This window comes from Achromobacter sp. EB05 (assembly GCF_044232075.1).
Taxonomy (GTDB): Bacteria; Pseudomonadota; Gammaproteobacteria; order Burkholderiales; family Burkholderiaceae_B; genus Achromobacter; species Achromobacter dolens.
Window position 1 is genome coordinate 5,408,955 of the sequence record NZ_CP155917.1, and the last position, 14,077, is coordinate 5,423,031.

The 14,077-nt window shown below is 68.7% G+C and carries 15 protein-coding genes; 11 read left to right on the forward strand and 4 right to left on the reverse strand.

Annotated elements, in window-relative coordinates:
• Genes nusB through ribBA form a run of 3 tightly spaced genes read right to left on the reverse strand, consistent with a single transcriptional unit; the run spans window position 1 to window position 2,177 of the window.
• Complete coding sequence (gene nusB / locus AAID08_RS24765; protein ID WP_049076116.1) at window positions 1-492, reverse strand: transcription antitermination factor NusB; 492 nt, start codon at window positions 490-492, stop codon at window positions 1-3.
• Window positions 461-991 (reverse strand): 6,7-dimethyl-8-ribityllumazine synthase, encoded by a 531-nt coding sequence (gene ribH, locus AAID08_RS24770; protein ID WP_006391339.1) that lies wholly within the window; start codon window positions 989-991, stop codon window positions 461-463. Before ribH ends, nusB begins: the two co-directional genes overlap by 32 nt.
• Before the next feature lie 10 nt (window positions 992-1,001).
• Complete coding sequence (ribBA, locus tag AAID08_RS24775; protein WP_049076118.1) at window positions 1,002-2,177, reverse strand: bifunctional 3,4-dihydroxy-2-butanone-4-phosphate synthase/GTP cyclohydrolase II; 1,176 nt, start codon at window positions 2,175-2,177, stop codon at window positions 1,002-1,004.
• Between the two features lie 147 nt (window positions 2,178-2,324).
• Here ribBA and AAID08_RS24780 point away from each other — a divergent pair, with 147 nt between their 5' ends.
• From AAID08_RS24780 to AAID08_RS24810, 7 genes are all read left to right on the forward strand, one after another.
• On the forward strand, window positions 2,325-3,131 hold the full coding sequence (locus AAID08_RS24780) for an HAD-IIB family hydrolase (RefSeq protein ID WP_395757022.1): 807 nt from the start codon (window positions 2,325-2,327) through the stop codon (window positions 3,129-3,131).
• Between the two features lie 10 nt (window positions 3,132-3,141).
• A complete protein-coding gene (locus AAID08_RS24785; RefSeq protein WP_049076122.1) occupies window positions 3,142-3,957 on the forward strand; it encodes an IclR family transcriptional regulator in 816 nt (271 codons plus the stop codon).
• Between the two features lie 213 nt (window positions 3,958-4,170).
• Complete coding sequence (phnD, locus tag AAID08_RS24790; protein WP_049076124.1) at window positions 4,171-5,178, forward strand: phosphate/phosphite/phosphonate ABC transporter substrate-binding protein; 1,008 nt, start codon at window positions 4,171-4,173, stop codon at window positions 5,176-5,178.
• A gap of 5 nt (window positions 5,179-5,183) precedes the next feature.
• Window positions 5,184-5,954: a phosphonate ABC transporter ATP-binding protein gene (phnC, locus tag AAID08_RS24795; protein WP_049076126.1), complete on the forward strand. Its 771-nt coding sequence runs from the start codon at window positions 5,184-5,186 to the stop codon at window positions 5,952-5,954.
• Complete coding sequence (gene phnE, locus AAID08_RS24800) at window positions 5,954-6,853, forward strand: phosphonate ABC transporter, permease protein PhnE (RefSeq protein WP_175146857.1); 900 nt, start codon at window positions 5,954-5,956, stop codon at window positions 6,851-6,853. Before phnC ends, phnE (AAID08_RS24800) begins: the two co-directional genes overlap by 1 nt.
• Window positions 6,850-7,674 (forward strand): phosphonate ABC transporter, permease protein PhnE, encoded by an 825-nt coding sequence (phnE, locus tag AAID08_RS24805; RefSeq protein ID WP_054415075.1) that lies wholly within the window; start codon window positions 6,850-6,852, stop codon window positions 7,672-7,674. The genes phnE (AAID08_RS24800) and phnE (AAID08_RS24805) overlap by 4 nt, the downstream gene beginning before the upstream one ends.
• A 349-nt stretch (window positions 7,675-8,023) precedes the next feature.
• A complete protein-coding gene (locus AAID08_RS24810; protein ID WP_395757023.1) occupies window positions 8,024-9,682 on the forward strand; it encodes a CHAD domain-containing protein in 1,659 nt (552 codons plus the stop codon).
• Between the two features lie 133 nt (window positions 9,683-9,815).
• Here the strand turns inward: AAID08_RS24810 and ftsY are convergent, their stop codons facing one another.
• Window positions 9,816-10,889: a signal recognition particle-docking protein FtsY gene (ftsY, locus tag AAID08_RS24815; RefSeq protein WP_144655718.1), complete on the reverse strand. Its 1,074-nt coding sequence runs from the start codon at window positions 10,887-10,889 to the stop codon at window positions 9,816-9,818.
• A gap of 358 nt (window positions 10,890-11,247) precedes the next feature.
• Between ftsY and rsmD the strand changes: the two genes are divergently transcribed.
• The 4 genes from rsmD to AAID08_RS24835 all read left to right on the forward strand — a co-directional run bounded on the left by rsmD (window position 11,248) and on the right by AAID08_RS24835 (window position 14,021).
• The gene (gene rsmD / locus AAID08_RS24820) at window positions 11,248-11,814 is read left to right on the forward strand and encodes a 16S rRNA (guanine(966)-N(2))-methyltransferase RsmD (RefSeq protein ID WP_395757024.1); all 567 of its coding nucleotides are present in this window, start codon (window positions 11,248-11,250) and stop codon (window positions 11,812-11,814) included.
• Window positions 11,815-11,872: 58 nt separating this feature from the next.
• Entirely contained in the window at window positions 11,873-12,376 is a 504-nt protein-coding gene (gene coaD, locus AAID08_RS24825) for a pantetheine-phosphate adenylyltransferase (RefSeq protein WP_006385942.1), read from the forward strand.
• Between the two features lie 176 nt (window positions 12,377-12,552).
• Window positions 12,553-12,804 carry a YfhL family 4Fe-4S dicluster ferredoxin gene (locus AAID08_RS24830; RefSeq protein ID WP_006391351.1) on the forward strand — a complete coding sequence of 84 codons (252 nt, stop codon included), beginning with the start codon at window positions 12,553-12,555 and terminating at the stop codon, window positions 12,802-12,804.
• Window positions 12,801-14,021 carry a benzoate/H(+) symporter BenE family transporter gene (locus AAID08_RS24835; protein WP_395757025.1) on the forward strand — a complete coding sequence of 407 codons (1,221 nt, stop codon included), beginning with the start codon at window positions 12,801-12,803 and terminating at the stop codon, window positions 14,019-14,021. Before AAID08_RS24830 ends, AAID08_RS24835 begins: the two co-directional genes overlap by 4 nt.
• Window positions 14,022-14,077 lie beyond the last annotated feature (56 nt).

Below are 14,077 nucleotides of genomic sequence, written 5' to 3' on the forward strand. Positions count from 1 at the left end.
CTACTTCTTCATTTCATGCGAGCGCACGTCCGCCGCCAGCTTGTCGAGCACGCCGTTGACGAACTTGAAGCCGTCGGTGCCGCCGAACGACTTGGCCAGTTCCACGGCTTCGTTGATGGCGACCTTGTACGGCACTTCGACGTGATGGATCAGTTCGAAGCTGCCGATCAGCAGGATGCCATGCTCGACCGGCGACAGCTCGGCCAGCGGACGGTCGACGTAAGGCGTGAAACGCTCGCGCAGCGCGGGCGCTTCGCGCAGAACGCCATGCAGCAAGGTCTTGAACCACTGCGCGTCAGCCTCGGAGAAGTCCTCGGTGTCGCGCAGATGGGCGTCGATCTCGCCGGCGTCCTGCGTGCCTTCGCCGCCGCGCAGCAGCCACGCGTACACGCCCTGCAGCGCGAATTCGCGCGCACGGCGGCGCGCGCTGCGGGCGTTGGCGCGGGCTTGCGCCGCGCTATCAGCGCTGGTCGTCGTCTTCTTCGTCGTCAAAATCTTCGTCCTCGTCTTCGTCGTCTTCGTCTTCTTCCTCGGGCTCCAGGGCCGCCACCAGGTTGGCCATTTCGACGGCCACCTGGGCGCAGTCGCGGCCCTTGCCGGCGGCGCGGGCTTGCGCCTGCTCGTCGGTGTCCACGGTCAGCACGCCGTTGGCGACCGGGATGCCGGTCTCGAGGGAGATGCGGGTGATAGCAGTGGCCATTTCATTGCTGACCACTTCAAAGTGATAGGTCTCGCCGCGGATGACCGCGCCCAGCGCGATCAGGGCGTCGAACTCGAACGTCTCGGCCATGTGCGACAGGGCCACGCCCAGTTCCAGGGCGCCGGGCACGGTGGCGACCATCACGTCGCGCTCGTCCACGCCGAGTTCGGCCAGTTCCTTCAGGCACGCTTCGAGTTCGGCCTGGCCGATCTCTTCGTTGAAGCGGGCGCGTACGATGCCGATGTGCAGCCCTTCGCCGTTCAGGTCGGGGGTGAGGATGTAAGGGTTCATGTGTCGGCCTTCAGTGTGTTGCGGGAGTGTTCGGAGGGTCGCAATCGTAACCCGTAATGGTGAGCGAGAAGCCCGCCATGCTGGGCATCTTGCGCGGCCGGGCCAGCAGCTTCATCTGGCCCACGTTCAGGTCGCGCAGGATCTGGGCGCCGATGCCATAGGTGCGCAGGCCGAAACGGTCGGCGTTGGCGGGGTTGGCATTGGCCTTGGGGTCGCTCCAGCCGGCGATCTGCGCGAACAGGTGTTCGGTGGACGACTGGCAGTTCATCAGCACCAGCACGCCGGCCGGCGCCTGCGAAATGGCCTGCAGGGCCTGCGCCACGCCCCAGCTGTGCGGGCTGGCGCCGGTATCCAGCACGTCCAGCACCGAGGCCGGCTCGTGCACGCGCACCAGGGTCTCGACGTCTGGCGCCACGGTACCATGCACCAGCGCCAGGTGGGCCGAGCCGGTGGCGGCGTCTTCATAGGCCACGGCCTCGAAGGTGCCCCAGGCGGTCTGCATGCTGCGCTTGCCGACGCGCTTGACGATGGATTCGTGCTCGCTGCGGTATTGGATCAGGTCGGCGATGGTGCCGATCTTCAGGCCATGCTCGCGGGCGAACTGCACCAGGTCGGGCAGGCGCGCCATGGTGCCGTCCGGCTTGAGGATTTCACAGATCACCGCGGCCGGGGTCAGGCCGGCCATGGCGGTCAGGTCACAGCCGGCCTCGGTGTGGCCGGCGCGCACCAGCACGCCGCCGGGCACGGCGCGCACCGGGAAGATGTGGCCGGGCTGGACCAGGTCGGACGGCTTGGCGTCGCGCGCCACCGCCACCTGGATGGTGCGGGCGCGGTCGGCGGCCGAAATGCCGGTCTCGACGCCTTCGGCGGCCTCGATCGACTGGGTGAAATTGGTGCCGTATCGCGTGCCATTGCGGGCCGCCATCAGCGGCAGGTCGAGCTGGCGGCAGCGTTCTTCGGTCAGGGTCAGGCACACCAGGCCGCGGCCGTGGGTCACCATGAAATTGATGGCTTCCGGCGTGACGAACTCGGCGGCCATGACGAGGTCGCCTTCATTTTCGCGGTCTTCCTCGTCAACCAGGATGACGATGCGGCCGGCGCGCAGCTCGGCGATGATCTCGGCGACCGAGGCGATATCGAAGGATTCCGGCTCGGAGCCGGGCAACGGGGACAACTGGACGGACATGGCGGGCACGCAAACCAGGCGGGAAAGCCCGGATTTTACCGCCCCCGGCGCCATATCCCCTACCGGCCCGCGCCGCCCCCGCCCAAACAGGGCCATCCGGTTAAACTTTCGGCCGGAGAACACCCCATAAAACCAAGGAAAAACGCCATGCAAGCCCTTGCGGCCATGCCTTTGACCGTCGCGGCGGGGATCCGCGTCGTGCTCACCGACATCGACGACACCCTGACCACCGAAGGCCGGCTGCCCGCCGACGCCTACGCCGCCCTGGAACGCCTGGAACAGGCCGGCATCCAGGTGGTGCCGATCACCGGCCGCCCGGCCGGCTGGTGCGACCACATCGCCCGCATGTGGCCGGTGCGCGCGGTGGTCGGCGAGAACGGCGCGTTCTACTACGCCTACGACCGCCAGGCGCGCCGCATGGTCACGCACTACTGGACCGACGCGGCCTCGCGCCAGGCCAGCCGCAAAAAGCTCGACGCGATCCGCGACCGGGTGCTGGCCGAGGTGCCCGGCGCCGCCGTGGCCAGCGACCAGGACTACCGCGTGGCCGACCTGGCCATCGACTTCTGCGAGGACGTGCCGCCCCTGCCCGAGGCCGACATCGGCCGCATCGTGCGCATCTTCGAAGACGCCGGCGCCCAGGCCAAGGTCAGCTCGATCCACGTCAACGGCTGGTTCGGCGACTACGACAAGCTGACCATGACGCGCACCCTGTTCCAGCGCGAATTCGGCATCGACGTGGCCAGCGCGCTCGACAGCACCCTGTTCATCGGCGACTCGCCCAACGACGAACCGATGTTCGCCTACTTCCCCATCTCGGTCGGCGTGGCCAACATCCAGTCGCAACTGCACCGCCTGACGCACCGCCCCGCCTACGTGGCCGCGTTCCACGGCGGCGCCGGCTTCACCGAGATGGCCGACCGCCTGCTGGCCGCCCGCGCCGTCACCGCCTGAGGCACCCACCGTGGCCACCCCCAAACCCGCCGCCCCCGCCGCCAATGACGGCCGCCGCAGCATCCAGTCCATCGAAGTGGGCGTGCCGCTGCTGGCCGCTCTGGTCGACGCCGCCAAGCCGCTGACCCTGCGCGATCTGGCCGCCGGCGCCGGCATGACCTCGGCCAAGGCCCACCCCTACCTGGTGAGCTTCATCCGCGTCGGCCTGGTGCAGCAGGACAGCATCACCGGCCAGTACGAACTGGGGCCGTTCGCGCTGCAGATGGGCCTGGTCAGCCTGCAGCGGCTGGATCCGGTGCGCATCGCCATGCCCGAGATCGCCAAACTGCAATCCGAGATCGGCCACACGCTGGGGATCGCGGTGCTGGGCTCGCACGGCCCCACCATGATCCACATGACCGAGGCCAGCTACCCGGTGCACGTGAACATGCGCAAGGGCACCGTGATGTCGATGCTGCACACCGCCACTGGCCTGGTGTTCGCGGCCTGGCTGCCGCCCAAGGTCAGCGAGCACTACATCGCCCGCGAGGAAGGCGACACCGCCGTCATCGCCAGCGTGCCGCCGCCGCGCAAGGCCAGCCGCGCCAACATCGAAGCGCAACTGGCGGACATCCGTGTGCACGGCATGGCCCGCGCCCTGGGCAACCCGCTGCCGGGCGTCGACGCCCTGTCGGTGCCGGTGTTCGACAACACCGGCAACATCGTGCTGGCGCTGACCAGCCTGGGCCCCACCGGCCTGTTCGACGTGTCCTGGGACGGCGCCATCGCCCGTCCGTTGCTGGCCTGCGCGCACGAGATCTCGCGCAAGCTGGGCTACCGCGCCTGACCTTCCCTCCTCCCGCCTGACCCGCAAGCCGCGCGACGGATCCCCCGATCCGCTCGCGTGGCCGCCGCGCCGTTCGCGCAAAAGCGAACTCAAAGCGAACAAAACGAACAAAACCCGAAAAGAAACACAGGGACTTTCCCGAGTGTGCCCCTGGCGCTTGTATGTTTGAATTCAGTTACTAGTCATATTCAGACCTATAAGAGGAGACATACGATGCGCGCATTGCGTCACCTGCAAGCGGCCTCGCTGGCCGCGCTCGTGTTCGGAACGTTCGGGGCGTCCACCGCCCACGCCGCAGACACCTGCCCGAACCGGGGCGACCTGGACCAGAACTACTGCGACGCCAACAAGGACCTGGTGGCCGACACGCCCACCGATCCGGCCAAGCTCAAGACGCCGTCGACGCTGGTGTTCACCTACACCCCGGTGGAAGACCCGGCGGTGTATGAAGACATCTTCAAGCCGTTCACCAAGCACCTGTCCGAATGCACCGGCAAGCGCGTGGTGTTCTACCAGGTGCAGAGCAACGCCGCCGAAATCGAGGCCATGCGCTCGGGCCGCCTGCACGTGGGCGGCTTCTCCACCGGCCCCACCGCCTTCGCCGTGAACATCGCCGGCGCGGTGCCGTTTGCCGTCAAGGGCTACGCCGATGGCTTCCAGGGCTACAACCTGATCGTCATCGTCAAGAAGGACAGCCCGTACCAGAAGCTCACCGACCTCAAGGGCAAGAAGCTGGCGCACACCGCGCCGTCGTCGAACTCCGGCCACATGGCGCCCGTGGCGCTGTTCCCCAAGGAAGGCCTGACGCCCGACAAGGACTACAAGGTGGTGTTCTCGGGCAAGCACGACCAGTCCGTCATGGGCGTGAACTCGGGCGACTACGACGCCGCCGCCGTGGCCTCGGACGTGTTCAAGCGCATGATCGAGCGCGGCCAGGTCAAGGAAGCCGACTTCCGCGTCATCTACAAGAGCGAGAAATTCCCCACCTCGTCGTTTGCCTACGCGCACGACCTGGAGCCGAAGTTCCGCGACCAGATGCTCAAGTGCTTCTACGACTACCGCTTCCCGGCCGAGATGTCCAAGGCCTTCGACGGCGCCGACCGCTTCTACCCGGTGACCTACCAGAAGGACTGGGCCATCGTGCGCCAGGTCGCCGAATCCGGCGGCGAAAGCTTCAACCGCGCCGCCTACGACCGCGAATCCGCCAAGAGCAAGAAGTAATCAGCATGACGACGTCGCTACGCATTTCCGGCCTGGTCAAGGAATACCGGGCCGGCCGGCCGGTACTGAACGGCATCGACCTGCAGATCGCGGGACGCGGCCTGACCGCCATCATCGGCCCCTCCGGCACGGGCAAGAGCACGCTCCTGCGCTGCATCAACCGGCTGATCGAGCCGACCCGCGGCGAGATCGTGCTGGAGTCCGGCGATGGCGCGGTCGACCTGGCCCGGGTGCGTGGCGCGTCGCTGCGGCGCGCGCGCCGGCGCATCGGCATGGTGTTCCAGGAATACAACCTGGTCGAACGCCTGACCGTGATGGAAAACCTGCTGACCGGACGGCTGGGCTACACCGGCGCCTTCAAGGCCTGGACCCGCCGCTTCGAGGCCGAGGACATCGAGCACGCCTACCAACTGCTCGATACCGTGGGCCTGGCGGGCTTTGCCGACCAGCGCGCCGACGCCCTGTCGGGCGGCCAGCGCCAGCGCGTGGGCATCGCCCGCGCCCTGATGCAGCGCCCGCAGTTGCTGCTGGCCGATGAGCCGACCTCGTCGCTCGACCCCAAGACCTCGGTCGAAATCATGGAGCTGCTGGCGGCGCAGGGCGACGCCAGCGGCATCCCCGTGATCGTCAACATCCATGACGTCGAACTGGCGCGGCGCTACGCCGGCCGCATCGTCGGCATGTCCGGCGGCCACGTGGTCTATGACGGCAATGGCCAAGGCCTGGACGCCGCCATGCTCAAGACCATCTACGGAGGCGAGTCTTGGCTGGCGTAATGACTCCGCGTTCGTCCCACCCGCGTCCCTTCGCGCTGTCCGGCCGCGCCAAGGCCGGCGTGCTGCTGCTGGTGCTGTACACGGTCTACGCGGCCGCGCAGCTGGACTTCAGCTGGGCCCGCTTCGAAAGCGGCATGGGCCACGCCTCGACCTTCCTGGCGCGCATGTTCCCGCCCAATTTCGAGAAGCCCGCCACGCTGTGGAAGGGCATCGCCGAAAGCCTGGAGATCGCCGTGCTGGCCTCGGTGCTGGGCATCCTGTTCGCGCTGCCCGTGGGCCTGCTGGGCGCGCGCAACCTGATGCCGGCGTGGGTCTCGTGGCCGGCGCGCTCGATCGTGGCGCTGTGCCGCGCGCTGCACCCGGTGATCGTCGCCATCCTGTTCGTCAAGGCCGTGGGCTTTGGCGCGCTGGCCGGCATCCTGGCGCTGACGGTGGCCTCGATCGGCTTCATCGGCAAGCTGTTCACCGAGGCCATCGAGGAAATCTCGCTCAAGCAGGTCGAAGCGGTGCGCGCCACCGGCGCCTCGTTCGCCAACGTGCTCGCCTTCGGCGTGCTGCCACAGGTGTTCGCGCGCTTCATCGGCTTTGCCACCTACCAGTTCGACTCGAACCTGCGCAACTCCACCATGGTCGGCATCGTCGGCGCCGGCGGCGTGGGCGGCACGCTGTTCTCGGCCTTCCAGCGCTTTGACTACGACTTCGTCAGCGCCATCCTGCTGACGCTCATCGCCATCATCATGCTGGGCGAGATCCTGGCGGGCTTCGTGCGCGCCGTGTTCCTGGACAACCTGGGCTTCGACCGTATCCTGCGGGGCCGCTTCGCCGGCGCGCGCGGCATCGGTTCGAGCGCCTCGAAGGCAGCCTACCAGGCCGCGCGCAAGGCGGAGGCGGATCAATGAACACGCACGCCCCCACCCTGCCCGCCGCCAACGCGCCGCGCGTCTGGCACCGCTACAGCCTGGGCCAGCGGCTGCTGCGCTTCGCCCTCTACCTGCTGCTGGTGGCTGCCATCGTGCAGGCCATCCGCGGCGTCGAGATCATTCCGGAGTTCCTGTACGACGCGCCGGAACAGATGGCCGACCTGTTCCAGCGCATGTGGCCGGTGGACTGGGCCCACTATCGCGGCGGCGTGCACGACGCGCTGATCGAGACCCTGCACATCGCCACGCTCGGCACCATCCTGTCGGTCATCATGGCGGTGCCGGTGGGCCTCTTGGCGGCCAACAACCTCACGCCCAGCAAGACCATCAACATGCTCGCGCGCCTGGTCCTGGTGTCGAGCCGCTCGGTCAACTCGCTGGTCTGGGCGCTGCTGTTCATCGCCATCTTCGGCCCCGGCGCGCTGGCCGGCACGCTGGCCATCGCGTTCCGTTCCATCGGCTTCGTCGGCAAGCTGGTGGGCGAAGCGATCGAGGAAGCGCAGCGCGGCCCGATCGAGGCCGTCACCGCCACCGGCGCCAGCAAAGCCTCGGTGATCTGGTACGCCTACTGGCCGCAGATCCGCCCGGCGTTCTGGTCCATCGTGCTGCTGCGCTGGGACATCAACGTGCGCGAATCGGCCGTGCTCGGCCTGGTGGGCGCCGGCGGCATCGGCATGGCGCTGGACACCGCCCTCAACCTGTTCCAGTGGGACCGCGTCGCGCTGGTGCTGGCCGCCATTTTCGTGGTGGTGGTGCTGGCCGAGATCCTCATCACCCAGGCGCGCAAGCGCATCCTCTGACGCGTCCGCAACCGACGTTCCTTTGCGCCGCCCGGCAACGGGCGGTTTTTTTTGGCCGTCTCGCGCGGGGCAGCCTGCCGCCCCGCGCGCGTCCGGCCCGCCGAGGCATGCCCCGCCCGGGAATTTACAATTTGAAAGCCCACCCCGGTCGCGTCTCTGCCTGCCCGGGTCATTGAGCGGACGCAATCAAAGCGGAAAATGTGCGGCGCCTGCCGCGAGGATGATTGTTGATGCACCGCAACCGCGTCTATGCTCCGTGTGAGCGTTTGTGAAATAAATATGACCGGTCATCAAACCGCCCATCCCGTTTGATTAAGATCTCGGCTTTTGCCGTTGGACACCCGCCGCCATGTCGGAACAGGAACTGAAACTGCACGTGCCCACGGCTTCGCGCCAGGCCGTGCTGCGAGAGATCAAGCAACGCGAGGCGACGCGCATCCGCCTGCATGCGATGTATTTCGACACGCCCGAGCGTGAACTGGCCCGCGCGCGCATCGCCATCCGCCTGCGCCAGGAAGGCCGCGACTGGGTGCAGACGCTGAAGATGCCCGGCATCAACGCCATCACCCGCATCGAACTGAACCACCCGCGCCCGGGCCCCGTGCTCGACCTGTCGGTCTACGCCGGCACCGAGGTCGAGGCCGCGCTGGCCGCCATCAAGGGCGAACTCGGCCTGCGCTATGAAACCGACGTGCAGCGCATGCTGCGCAAGGTGCGCACGCGCTACGGCACCGTCGAACTGGCCTACGACACCGGCATCCTGCGCGCCGGCGCGCTGGAGCTGCCGATCTCCGAGCTGGAATTCGAACTGGTCTCGGGCCGCCCCGCCGCCATCTTCGCGGTCGCGCGCGGCTGGCAGCAGCGCCACAACCTGGTGCTGGACCCGCGCAGCAAGTCCGAGCGCGGCGACGCGCTGGCGCAATTGGCGCAGCGCCTGGCCGATGTCGACGCCGTGCCGGGCGACGACATCGACAGCCGCCGCGCCCAGGCCATCGCCCTGTTCTGGGCGCCGCGCGGCGCCGCGTCCGTCAAGCTGCGCGAGGACATGACGGCGGCGCAGGCCATGGGCCGCATCGCCGCCGAATGCCTCGACCAGATTGCCCGCAACGCGGCCGTGCTGGCCGAAGTGGACACCGAAGGCGTGTACCGCGCCGGCAATTCCGAGCACGTGCACCAGTTGCGTGTCGGCATCCGCCGCCTGCGCTCGGCCTGGAAGCTGTTCGACGGCTGGATCGGGCCGATCCCCGACGCCATCATGCAGGGCGTGCGCGCCCACTTCGCCGCCTTCGGCGCCAACCGCGACCAGGACGTGCTGAACGAAACCGTGGCGCCCGCGCTGATGCGCGCCGGCATGCCGGTCATCCCGATGGAGGCCGCGCCGCCCGAACAGGACGCCCGCGCCATCGCCGGCGGCAAGGCCTTCCAGGCCTGGCTGCTGGAACTGCTGGAATGGAGCTTGGACGTGCCGCCCGCGCAGCCCACCAGCGATGGCCTGCCCGTCGCCAACGGCATGCCCAGCGACGCGGCGCCCGAACCCGCCATCCGCCTGGAAGGCGGCATCGCCGGTCCCAGCGTCAAGCCCACCATCATCCCCATGCTGGCGCCCGAGCCCGATCCGCAGCAACTGCACAAGCAGTTGGCGCGGCGCCTGCACCGCTGGCACAGCAAGGTGGCCGACCAGGGCACCCAGTTCGCCACGCTCGACATCCCCACGCGCCACGAGCTGCGCAAGCGCGGCAAGCGCCTGCGCTACAGCCTGGCCTTCGCCGAATCGCTGCTGCCCCCGAGCAAGCTGCGCGGCTACCGCAAGCTGCTGTCGCGGGTGCAGGACATCCTGGGCGAGATCAACGACCTGGCCGTGGCCAAGGACTACTACGAGTCGTGTACGGCCACGCATCCGCAGGCCTGGTTCGCGCTGGGCTGGATCAGCGCGCGCCTGGAAGAGCTGGCGGTGGATGCCCAACAGGCATTCGACGACCTGGCCGGCAGCAAGCCGTTCTGGAAATAAGGCGGCGCGATCCTTCGCGGATTGCGTTTCCGCCCGCCGCAAACACCGCGCCCCACGCCTGCGATGCAGCAGACGTGGGGCGCGGCGTTTTCAGCGCCGGGCGCGAGGCCCGTGCCGGTATCAGCGGGACGGATCAGTCGGCCAGCAAGGCGCCGGCGAATTCGTCGGCCACGAACGGCTGCAGGTCTTCCAGGCTTTCGCCCACGCCGATCCAGTACACCGGGATCGGCCGCACGCCCTGGCTGCCCGCCGCCACCGCCGCCAGCGTGCCGCCCTTGGCGGTGCCGTCCAGCTTGGTCACGACCAGGCCCGTCAGGTTGATGGCCGCATCGAACGCGCGGATCTGCGCCAATGCGTTCTGGCCGGTATTGCCGTCCACCACCAGCAGCACCTCGTGCGGCGCGGCCGGATCGGCCTTGGCGATGACGCGGCGGATCTTCTTCAGTTCTTCCATCAGGTGCAGCTGGGTCGGCAGGCGGCCGGCCGTGTCCACCATCACCACGCCCATGCCGCGCGCGCGGCCGGCGTTGACCGAGTCGAACGCCACCGCCGCCGGGTCGCCGCCATCCTGCGAGATCACGGTGACGTTGTTGCGGCTGCCCCATTCGATCAGTTGCTCGCGCGCGGCGGCGCGGAACGTGTCGCCCGCGGCCAGCAGCACGCTGGCGCCCTGGCGCTGGAAGGTGTGCGCCAGTTTGCCGATGGACGTGGTCTTGCCGGCGCCGTTGACGCCCGCGATCATCACCACCAGCGGCTGCGCGCGCTTCAGGTCAAAGGCGCGCTCCAGCGGACGCAGGTGATCGGCCAGCAACTGGCGCAGCGCGGCCTTGACCTTGGCGGGGTCCTCGATGCGCTCTTTCTTGACCCGCGCGCGCAGCGCGGTCAGCAGCTTCTCGGTGGCTTCCAGGCCGGCATCGGCCATAATGAGCGCCGATTCGAGTTCCTCGAACAGGTTCTCGTCGACCTTGACGCCGACGAAGATGCCGCCAATGCTCTGGCCGGTGCGCGACAAGCCCTGCTTGAGCCGCGACAGCCAGGACGCCTTCTTGGGCGCGGCTTCCGGTTCGGGCGCGGCGGGCGCCGGCGCGATGGCGGCGGGGGCAGCGGCGACCGGGGCCGGAGGCGTGACGGCGGGCGGCGATGCCACCACCGGCGCGGGTGCAACCGGCGGCGGGGCAACGGCCGGCGCGGCGGCGTTGGGCGTCACGGCCGGCGCGGCAGCCACGGGCACGGAAGCGGGTGCGGCGGAAGCAGGTGTGGAAGCGGGCGTGGCAGCAGGCGCAACCACGGGCGCCGAGGCCTGCGGCTGCGGCACCACGGCCGGCGACGGTTGCGGCACGCTGGCCGACGCCGGCGCGGGCACCTCGGCGGACGGCACCGGCAGGGTTACCTCGGGCGTCGCGACGGGCGCGAATTCGCGCGCCGGAACGGCGGGTTCGACGGGCTGGGCGGGGACCTCGGCCTCGGCTTGCGGCGCGATCCCGGCATCCACCTGCTCCGGCGGCGGCGCGGGCTGGGCCGGCGCGGCGGGCGGAGGGGATTTTTTCTTGAAGAAGCGGCTAAACATGGGTAACAAGTATATTCGTATCGTCGGGGGCCAATACCGGCGCACCCCTATCGTCGTGCCCGACGTGGAGACGCTCCGCCCGACGCCCGACCGGGTGCGGGAAACGCTGTTCAACTGGCTCAATCACCTGTGGGGCGGCGAATTCGCCGACAAGCAGGTGCTGGATCTGTTCGCCGGCAGCGGCGCCCTGGGCTTCGAGGCGGCCTCGCGCGGCGTGGCAAACGTGCAGATGGTGGAACGCGACAAGACTGCCGCGTCCGCGCTGCGGACACTGCGCGACAAGCTCAAAGCCGACATGATACGCATCCATGTGGGCGATGCGATGCAGGTCGTCGAAAGAATGGATGCGTCCCGCTTTGACCTCATCCTGTTGGATCCCCCCTTCGGACAGGGCTGGCTGCCGCGCCTGTGGCCCATCCTGCCCGGCATCCTGGCCGAGGGCGGATTGGTCTACGTCGAGGCCGAAAGCCCCATCGAAGCGCCCGACGGCTTCGAGATCCTGCGCCAGGACAAGGCAGGCGCGGTCCACTACCATCTGCTGGAATTTGCTGCATTGCGCAAATAGATCAATAATCCGAGCTTCGGAGGATGGTGTACACCACTAATAACGGTACGGAGCTCGCATGATCATCGCTGTTTACCCCGGCACTTTCGACCCGCTGACCAGAGGCCACGAAGACCTGGTCCGCCGCGCCGCCACGCTTTTCGACAAAGTCGTCGTCGGCATCGCGCACAGCCGCAACAAGAAGCCCTTCTTCAGCATCGACGAGCGCGTGGACATCGCGCGCGAAGTGCTGGGGCACTATCCCAACGTGGAAGTGCAGAGCTTCGGCGGCCTGCTCAAGGACTTCGTGCGCGACCAGGGCGGGCGCGTGATCGTGCGCGGCCTGCGCGCCGTGTCCGACTTCGAATACGAATTCCAGATGGCCGGCATGAACCGCCATCTGCTGCCCGACGTCGAAACGCTATTCATGACGCCGTCGGATCAATACCAGTTCATCTCCGGCACCATCGTGCGCGAAATCGCCCAGTTGGGCGGCGACGTCAGCAAGTTCGTGTTCCCCTCGGTGGAGCGCTGGCTGCAGGAAAAGGCCAAGGAACGCCGCGAGCAATCCTGGCCGGGCTGAGCGCTGCCGCTCCCCGCCTCACCGAACCCTCCCGGAGGGCGCCTTGTGCGCCCTCCCTGCGTTTTGGCGGACGGCAAGCGCCGGGATGGGCAGGTCGGCGCCAGGGGCTTGCCGGGCGCCCGTCGGGCCCGGCAGTACAATTGCAGTATCCCTGCCGGATTCCGTAGCCCCTCATCATGGCCCTGACCATCACCGAAGAATGCATCAATTGCGACGTCTGCGAGCCCCAGTGCCCGAACGACGCGATTTCCATGGGCGAGGATTACTACGTCATCGACCCTGACCGCTGCACGGAATGCGTCGGCCATCACGACGAGCCGCAATGCAAGGTGGTCTGTCCGGTGGAATGCATCGAGCTGCACCCGCAATGGAATGAAGGCCAGGAACAACTGATGGCCAAGTACCGCCGCCTGACCGGTGCCGCATGAGCGACACCGCGCAACCCGTCTTCGATCCCCCCGCCACCCGCCCCAACGCCCGCCGCGACCTGTCCGCCTCCGCGATCGCTGCCGGTCTGGTCGCCGTGCTGGTCAGCTTCGGCGGCACCGCCGTGCTGATGGTGCAGGCCGGCCATACCGCCGGCCTGGACGCCGCCCGCATCGGCTCCTGGATCGGCTCGCTCAGCCTGGTGCTGGGCCTGGGCGGCGCGGCCTACAGCCTGCGCACCGGCCTGCCCATCGTCATGGCCTGGTCCACGCCCGGCGCGGCCCTGCTGGTCACCGCGCTGGCCGGCGTGCCATTCCCCGAAGCCATCGGCGCCTTCGTGCTGGCCGCCGCGCTGACGCTGGCCTGCGGCCTGTTCGGCTGGATCGATCCCATCCTGCGCCGCATTCCCGGCGAAGTCGCCGCCGCCATGCTGGCCGGCGTGCTGCTCAACTTCGGCATGGGCATCTTCACCAATGTCGGCAAGCAGCCGGCGCTGGTGCTGGCCATGTGCGCCGCCTACCTGGTGTGCCGGCGCTGGGCGCCGCGCTACGCGGTGCTGGTGGTGATGGCCGTGGCGGTCGCCATGGCGGCCGGCCTGGGCCTGATGCGGGTCGACCAGCTCGACTGGCACCTGACCGAGTTCGTCTGGACCACGCCCGTCTTCAGCATGCAGGCCGCGATCAGCCTGGGCGTGCCGCTGTTCGTGGTGGCGATGGCCTCGCAGAACCTGCCCGGCCTGGCCATCCTGCAGGCCGCCGGCTACCGTCCGCCGGCCTCGCGGCTGGTCGCCGCCACCGGCTTGCTCGGCCTGCTGGCCGCGCCCTTCGGCGCCCACAGCGTCACGCTGGGCGCGATCAGCGCGGCCATCTGCACCGGCCCCGAAGCGCACGCCGAACCGTCCAAGCGCTACATCGCCGCGGCCACCTACGGCGTCAGCTATTTCGCGCTGAGCATCGTCGCCGGCGCGGTGGCGGTGTTCTTCCAGGCGCTGCCGGCCGCGCTGCTGGCGGCGCTGGCCGGCCTCGCGCTGCTGGGCACCATCATGGGCGGCATGGCCGCCGCCATGGCCAACCCGCAACGGCGCGAAGCCGCGCTCATCACGCTGCTGGCGACGGCCTCGGGCTTCAGTTTCTGGGGTATCGGTTCGGCCTTCTGGGGCCTGGTGGCGGGCCTGCTGGCCCACACCGTGTTCGAATACAAACGCAGGCCGGCGGCCTGAAGCAGCCGCTTCATGCGTTGCCGATGACAAGCGCGTCGCGCAGCGGCGCGCCCTCG

What these genes read in the sequence shown, in the direction of transcription:
- ribH (WP_006391339.1), bottom strand. Translation starts at nt 991, where the DNA reads ATGAACCCTTACATCCTCACCCCCGACCTGAACGGCGAAGGGCTGCAC.
- ribBA (WP_049076118.1), bottom strand. Translation starts at nt 2,177, where the DNA reads ATGTCCGTCCAGTTGTCCCCGTTGCCCGGCTCCGAGCCGGAATCCTTC.
- AAID08_RS24780 (WP_395757022.1), top strand. Translation starts at nt 2,325, where the DNA reads ATGCAAGCCCTTGCGGCCATGCCTTTGACCGTCGCGGCGGGGATCCGC.
- phnD (WP_049076124.1), top strand. Translation starts at nt 4,171, where the DNA reads ATGCGCGCATTGCGTCACCTGCAAGCGGCCTCGCTGGCCGCGCTCGTG.
- phnC (WP_049076126.1), top strand. Translation starts at nt 5,184, where the DNA reads ATGACGACGTCGCTACGCATTTCCGGCCTGGTCAAGGAATACCGGGCC.
- phnE (WP_175146857.1), top strand. Translation starts at nt 5,954, where the DNA reads ATGACTCCGCGTTCGTCCCACCCGCGTCCCTTCGCGCTGTCCGGCCGC.
- phnE (WP_054415075.1), top strand. Translation starts at nt 6,850, where the DNA reads ATGAACACGCACGCCCCCACCCTGCCCGCCGCCAACGCGCCGCGCGTC.
- AAID08_RS24810 (WP_395757023.1), top strand. Translation starts at nt 8,024, where the DNA reads ATGTCGGAACAGGAACTGAAACTGCACGTGCCCACGGCTTCGCGCCAG.
- rsmD (WP_395757024.1), top strand. Translation starts at nt 11,248, where the DNA reads ATGGGTAACAAGTATATTCGTATCGTCGGGGGCCAATACCGGCGCACC.
- coaD (WP_006385942.1), top strand. Translation starts at nt 11,873, where the DNA reads ATGATCATCGCTGTTTACCCCGGCACTTTCGACCCGCTGACCAGAGGC.
- AAID08_RS24830 (WP_006391351.1), top strand. Translation starts at nt 12,553, where the DNA reads ATGGCCCTGACCATCACCGAAGAATGCATCAATTGCGACGTCTGCGAG.
- AAID08_RS24835 (WP_395757025.1), top strand. Translation starts at nt 12,801, where the DNA reads ATGAGCGACACCGCGCAACCCGTCTTCGATCCCCCCGCCACCCGCCCC.